The sequence below is a fragment of the Pseudomonas sp. SIMBA_041 genome (assembly GCF_046535095.1).
GTDB classification, from domain to species: Bacteria; Pseudomonadota; Gammaproteobacteria; order Pseudomonadales; family Pseudomonadaceae; genus Aquipseudomonas; species Aquipseudomonas mucoides.
This window is the reverse complement of record NZ_JAWRXJ010000780.1, coordinates 1-245: the sequence shown is the minus strand read 5'-3', so window position 1 is coordinate 245 and position 245 is coordinate 1. Positions and strand designations below refer to the sequence as shown.

Genomic DNA, 245 nt, shown 5'->3' with positions numbered 1-245 from the left:
CCACCAGGGCTTCGCCAACGCCCAGCGCGAGCTGAACCTGTCGACGTCGGCTATCAGCACCTACATGAGCCAACTGGAGGGCGGGCTGGGGATTGTCCTGTGTCACCGTGGGCGCGGCGGTTTCAGCCTGACCAGCAAAGGTGAACTGTTCCACCAGGAGAGCCTGCGCCTGCTGGCCGAGCTGGATGGCTTCGAGCAATATGCCGCGGCGCTCAAGGGCGAGCTGCGGGGCACGCTCAACCTGG

The 245-nt window shown here is 65.7% G+C and carries 1 protein-coding gene; it reads left to right on the top strand.

The window, feature by feature from the left end; translation table 11 throughout:
* On the top strand, nucleotides 1-245 hold a 245-nt coding region (locus SB725_RS33240), incomplete at both ends, for a LysR family transcriptional regulator (RefSeq protein WP_410923702.1).